Source organism: Synergistaceae bacterium (genome assembly GCA_031272035.1).
Taxonomy (GTDB): domain Bacteria; phylum Synergistota; class Synergistia; order Synergistales; family Aminobacteriaceae; genus JAISSA01.
This window is the reverse complement of record JAISUO010000100.1, coordinates 1-5,813: the sequence shown is the minus strand read 5'-3', so window position 1 is coordinate 5,813 and position 5,813 is coordinate 1. Positions and strand designations below refer to the sequence as shown.

General features: G+C 52.8%; 4 protein-coding genes. All 4 read right to left on the bottom strand.

The window, feature by feature from the left end; translation table 11 throughout:
- Window positions 1–175: 175 nt before the first annotated feature.
- The gene (locus LBR61_11775) at window positions 176–1,738 is read right to left on the bottom strand and encodes a hypothetical protein (protein MDR1732762.1); all 1,563 of its coding nucleotides are present in this window, start codon (window positions 1,736–1,738) and stop codon (window positions 176–178) included.
- Window positions 1,739–1,885: 147 nt separating this feature from the next.
- The gene (locus tag LBR61_11770; protein ID MDR1732761.1) at window positions 1,886–2,308 is read right to left on the bottom strand and encodes a hemerythrin family protein; all 423 of its coding nucleotides are present in this window, start codon (window positions 2,306–2,308) and stop codon (window positions 1,886–1,888) included.
- Complete coding sequence (locus tag LBR61_11765) at window positions 2,308–4,647, bottom strand: response regulator (GenBank protein ID MDR1732760.1); 2,340 nt, start codon at window positions 4,645–4,647, stop codon at window positions 2,308–2,310. The genes LBR61_11770 and LBR61_11765 overlap by 1 nt, the downstream gene beginning before the upstream one ends.
- A 37-nt stretch (window positions 4,648–4,684) precedes the next feature.
- Window positions 4,685–5,110 carry a hypothetical protein gene (locus LBR61_11760; protein ID MDR1732759.1) on the bottom strand — a complete coding sequence of 142 codons (426 nt, stop codon included), beginning with the start codon at window positions 5,108–5,110 and terminating at the stop codon, window positions 4,685–4,687.
- Window positions 5,111–5,813 lie beyond the last annotated feature (703 nt).

The window sequence follows — 5,813 nt, the reverse complement described above, 5'->3', positions numbered from 1 at the left end:
AGCCGCGACGCACAGGGCCGCGATCAAATTTTTCACTTTACATGACCTCCTCGAAATGTATAAATTGGTTTGCTCTGAAACCCGAAAATGCTGTTTCCTGAATTGGGCGGCGGGGTTGTCAACAGTCAGACCAAAGCCGTCAGCATTGTCGTCAGTCCCACCTGATCTTCACGTTCTACCCGGTTTTGACTCGCAGACGGGCGGGTTCCCCCCTGCGGAGCCTGACCGTGAAAATGAAGGATAAGCTGCCGGGTTCGGACTCTACGGAGATATTGCCTCCCATGATTTCTACAATGTTTTTCGACAGGGCAAGCCTTAAACCCCTTCCGCTCAATTTGCGGGTGAAGATGCTGCCGGATTGACTGAACACCTGGAAAATCCTGTTCTGCTGTTCCTCGCCGATGTCAGTTCCGATGCTGCTGATCCGGATCTGAATTTTGGACAGCCCGTCATATTCGCCCACAAGCCGTGAGTCCAGCGTAACCGTCCCTTCCGGGGAGGCAAATTTCACGGCGTTGGACAACAGGCTGCTCAATACCTGCAGGAGACGCCTGCCGTCGCCAATGAGCCATTTGGGGATGTTTTCGTCTGTGGCGACGACTAATTTATCCGAACTGACGTCCGTCTGAAAAGCAATAAGGTCCACCGCAACCCGCATGACTTCTCTGAAGTTGAAGTCTTCTGTGTCCAGTTCCAACTCGCCCGCGTGCATTTTCGACATGTCCAGCACGTCATTGACGACATTCAGAAGGTGCCTGGAGGAGATGTTGATTTTCTCCAGACAGAGCTTCATTTCCTTCTCGTCCGTGTTCTTCACCTGGCTGGTCATTCCGATAATGGCGTTGAGGGAAGCGCGGATTTCGGGGCTCATGTCGGCGAGGAATTTGCTTTTGACCTCGGAGCTCATCTTCATCTGCTCCAGAGCCGCGTTCAGGTCCTCGATGGCCTCCGCCCGAATGAGGGCATTCACGGTCAATATGGCCGTCGAGCGGAGAACGTCTTCCTCCGAGGGGGTATAGATGCTTTCGCTTAACGCGGGACGGCCCTGCGCGGGATGATGTTTCACAGGATGTTTCTGATCGAAGCTGACGAAACCCCAGAGGAATTCTTTTATGATCACCGGAACGATCAGCAGGGTGTTGATCCCGAAGGGCGCCAGGATATCCTGCATTTTCGGGGAGAAGTTGACCAGCCCCCTGACGCATCGTTCGGACTGCAGCTGAAACTCCCACTCCTGCATGGCTTTGACGACGGACTCCATTTGGGCCGCGGCGGGGGCAGCCGGATTCTGCCGCCACTGAAAAACCACCCTGTAACGCGGATCCCTGTCTTCTCCTTCATTTTTCCAGATAAACACGCTGTCGATGTCGATGTGTTTTTTGATGAAGGTCAGAGATTCTGCGATGACGTCTTTGACGCTGCCTTCGTGAGAGGTGAGCAGGGTTTCGGACAGCCTGTTGAGGGAGGACAGGAGCATTTTCTGGCGTTCGGCGCCGGCCTTTTCCCTCTGACAGACGATCCGCTGAAAGTTGAAAAGGAATACGCAGACGCAGACCGTCAGGAAGGCTAAGGCCGAGATGTCCCCGCTGGCCTCGTCCGTAAAGAAGAGGATATACACCAGGGTGAACAGTCCCAGACCGAACGAGCCGAAGAAAACAACCCCGTTCAGCAGGCGCTCCTGTATCGGCAATTTTTCCGAAAACAAATAGTCGTGAATCCAGTTTTTTATTGAGATCATTTTTTCCCAATCCATTTTTAAACCAATTTGAAGTAAAAGGCCTAAAGTTAGAATAGCTAAAAGCAATGATATTCAAACATTAGCTTCTTCATTAACGCTTGATTGAAAGCAAATTGGTATCAATCAAAATCACCATAGAGGAGCGCGTCAGGCGTCGGCCAGCTTCCTGCGGATGTGGGCGGCAACCTTCGCGTCCTCCCGGGCGATGTGCCCTCCCAGCCACCGCGCCGCGATCGCGTGAACCTGCTCGCTCAGTTCTTTGAGGGAGATTGCATTTGTCGTCGCGTATTTTGCCCTCAGTTCGTCCAGGGCCCTCCGGAAATTGTCGTGAAGTTTTTTGTGACGCGGGAGATCCGGATAATCAAACTTCTTCTGCAAAGCCTCCTCGCTGGCGAAGTGACGCGCCGAGCAGACGGCGAGGAAGTCCAGAGCCTCATCCAGCATCTCCGCGTCGTCTTCCCATCTGCAGGCGTCCACCAGATCGCTGACCAGCCGGAACAGTTCCCGGTGCTGTTCGTCGATTTGCGCGTTGCCCGTCTCCATGGTTGAAAAATCCCCAATCCTTGTCATCAGGAGGCTTCCTCCTGTTGCGCGTCCGGGTCGTCGGAGTCGAGCGATTCAGGCGGCAGCCATTTCAGAAGGATGTTGTTCAGGGCGGTCTTGTTAATGGGCTTTGTGATGAGATCGTCCATATCCGCGTCGAGGAACAGCTGTTTTGTGCCCATCGCGTTTGCCGTGAGAGCGATCACCGGAACCCGCTCCTCCCGGCGTTGTTCCTTTTCCCAGGCCCGCAGAATTTTCGTGGCCTCAAGGCCGTCCATGCCCGGCATCATGTGATCCATGAAGATGACGTCATACCGCTCTCCTCTCGCGGCTTTCGACGCGATCATTTCCATCGCCTCTCTCCCTCCGCCGGCTCCGTCCACCAGGATTCCGTGCCTGGAAAGATACCCCTTGGCCACGATCAGGTTGGTTGTCACGTCGTCCACGACCAGCGCCGAAATTGTGCCATTCACCTGCACCCATCTGTCCTCGGCGGCGGGACACAGGGATTCGGCGTCTCCCTCGACGAAGGGGAAAAAGACCGTGAACTCGGAGCCTTTGCCGTATTCGCTTTTCACCTCCACGAAACCGTCCATCTTGTCCAGGATGTTCCTGACGATGGCAAGCCCAAGGCCCGTGCCCTCGATTCCGCGATTTTCTCTTCTGTTCACCTGGGAGAAGCGGTTGAAAAGTTTGTGTTTATCTTCTTCTTTTATCCCAAGGCCGGTGTCCTTCACGTTCACGGAGATGTAATCCATTCCGTTCCTGTTTTCCCGCCGGACCGAAAGCTCCACGAACCCCTTTCGGGTGTACTTGACGGCGTTGGAGACGATGTTGGTGAAAAGCTGCCGGACCCGCAGTTCGTCTCCCAGCAGCACGTCTGTCCCCACAGAATAGGAGGAGCGGAACTCCAACCCCTTCGTCCTTGCCGTCACGTGAAAAACGGACACGATGTCGTCGAAAACGGAGTGAAGGTTGTAGGGCTTCGATTCGAGCTCCAACATACCCGCCTCGATTCTGGACAGGTCGAGGGTGTCGTTGATGAGGCCCAGCAGGATGTGGGCCATTCCTTTCATGTTGCGCATGTAGTCGATCTGGTCGAAGGTGAAGTTGTCCATGGGCAGAAGGTCGAGCCCGCCGATGATGGAATTGAGCGGAGTCCGCATCTCATGACTCATGGTCGCCAAAAACTGGGACATTGCGATGGTTTTTTGCTCCGCCTCAATACGGCTGACCTGTTCGGTCAAATCCTGAACGCAGAGGGTGAGGAGAGAGTCGGGCTTGTGCTCGAACAAATCGCAGAAAAAGGAGGCCTGAAAGGCGGAGCCGTCCTCCCGGATCATCGTCCCGTCAAAATGGCAGGTGCCGCTGTCCTGCAGTTCCTTTATGACTTCAGGCCATTTTTCCCGGAAGCCGGGGTGGATAAGTTCCCATATATATTTGTCCAGAAGCGCTTCCTGCTGAAATTTCAGGCTTTGCGTCGTGGAGTTGTTGACGTACAGAATTTTTCCTCCCTGGTTCAGCCGAAACACGGGAAGGGAGAAGTGTTCCACGACCTTTTCCATCTCCCGGGCATGTCTTTCCTCGGTCAGTTCTTTCGTAATGTCTCTGATGGTCCAGACCTCGGATTCGCCCTTCAGCCCGAGTCCGGTGGGGACGACCTTGCCCACCAGCCGGCAGATTCTCCCGTCTTTCAGGTGAATAACCGTCGAGTAAGGATTCCGATGCTTTCTCACGTATTCCACCGCTTTGAAAAACTCTTCCGCATCGGTGATCTGGGGGGCAAAAATACTGCGTACTCTGTCCATGGATTCGTTGGGCCGTATCGTGTCCAGGCTGGTAAAGAACGTTTTGAACATGTCGTTGATGAAAGGCAGCTCCACTCCCTCGGTCAGGGTCATGATGCCGTCCTCCAGGGAGTTGAGAACTTCAGATATCAGGGTATTCTGAGACTGAAGATTTTCTTCCCTGCGGAACTGACTGGTGACGTTGCGGACGGACTCAATGACGTAGCGGGGTTTGCCGCCGCCCGGCTCCGGTATGGGAGAGGCCTGGAGGTGGTACCATCCCACGAAAACATTGGAGTAAAACAACGGGCAGGTGTGGTTTTGGCCGTCCTGAAACGCCTGCAGCACGGGGCAGTTGTCGCAGGGCTCCTCGCGTTTGAACAGCCCCTCGTAACATTTGAGCCCCTTCCTTAAAGGGACTATCAGCCACTTTTGCTCCGCCGGGTTCGCGTAGGCGATGCGCAGCGACTGGTCGAGGACCATAATACCGTCCTGAAGAGCATCAAGAATCGTTTCAGGCAGCCATTTCAGTTTGAGTCTGGAATGGTGAGCCTTCGCAAGCCGAGAATGAATGGACAAAGCAGTTAAGCCTCCTAAGTCTTATTATCCAACCCATTTATCCATCGAAAGCGGCAATTTCGGTTCCTGTCTCGGAAAAGTCTCCCTCCAGGGGTATTTCATCGAGATATTCCAGAAGGAGCAACAGTTTTTCCCGGAAAGCGGGCAGATTTTTTTTCACGGCTCCAAAATCACCCGCTTTTCCATCCAGCTCCAGGTTCAGCGCGTCAAGGCTCAGCGGCCCGGCGCCCACTACCGCACAAAGGTTTTTTATTGCGTGAGCCTGAATTATGAAGTCTTTCATCCCATTCTCATCCATCGGGGCCGAAACCAGAAACGACAACCGTTTTTGTAAATCGTCGCAAAAACTGGCAAGCACCTCCCGATAAAGCTCTGCCTCTCCGCCGCACATGGAAATTCCCTCTTCGATGTACAGCCCGACTGCATTACTGTCCGCCAACGCCTCCAGAAAATCAGTCGCCATGACGTAGCTGGTCTCCTTTTCTCTCCTGTTATGTTTTTTCTTCTCACATAATGATTTTGGGATCAATCATACAGGCAAAACGCATCTCCCCTGAAAAAAGAGACACCGCGGATTCAGTTCAATGCTGGGTTTATCTGAAATGCATCCTTTCAGAGCCGAAAAAACATCTTGACTTAATGCCAATAATGTGATAAATGGTCGCGCCATTTCAGCTGTTAATCAACAGGTTCCGACTCATAAAAAATAATGCCTGTCAAGAGTTTTTTCGCGCCATCTCGAGACGATTCCCGCAGGCCCACGGCCCGAAAAGAAGGAATAGAATGACAACGTATCATTTGAATGAGCGCTGATTAGGTTCAGGGGAGCAAAGGTTGCCTGCACCAGTCTTCACCCCCTCAGACCGAAATCCTCCCACAAGGTTTCAGGGCACTTAATCAGCGCTTCCTCACCAGGTTAATCCATGCGATATGAATTTTTAAGAACTTTGTCAGGAGCTTTATTAATAAGAAGAGAAAAGTATGTTCAGGAGAAAAACCGGAACGTCTTCTGCGGAGGGAGCGAGAGAAGAAAAGCATGATGAACACTCTGAAATTCAGTTTTCTGGGGCGCTTTTCCGTCGAATCGGAGCATGAGATTTCCATGTTTGAGAACGATTCTTCACATTTCATACTTCTTATGAAATATCTGGTGTTACAGCGAAGCG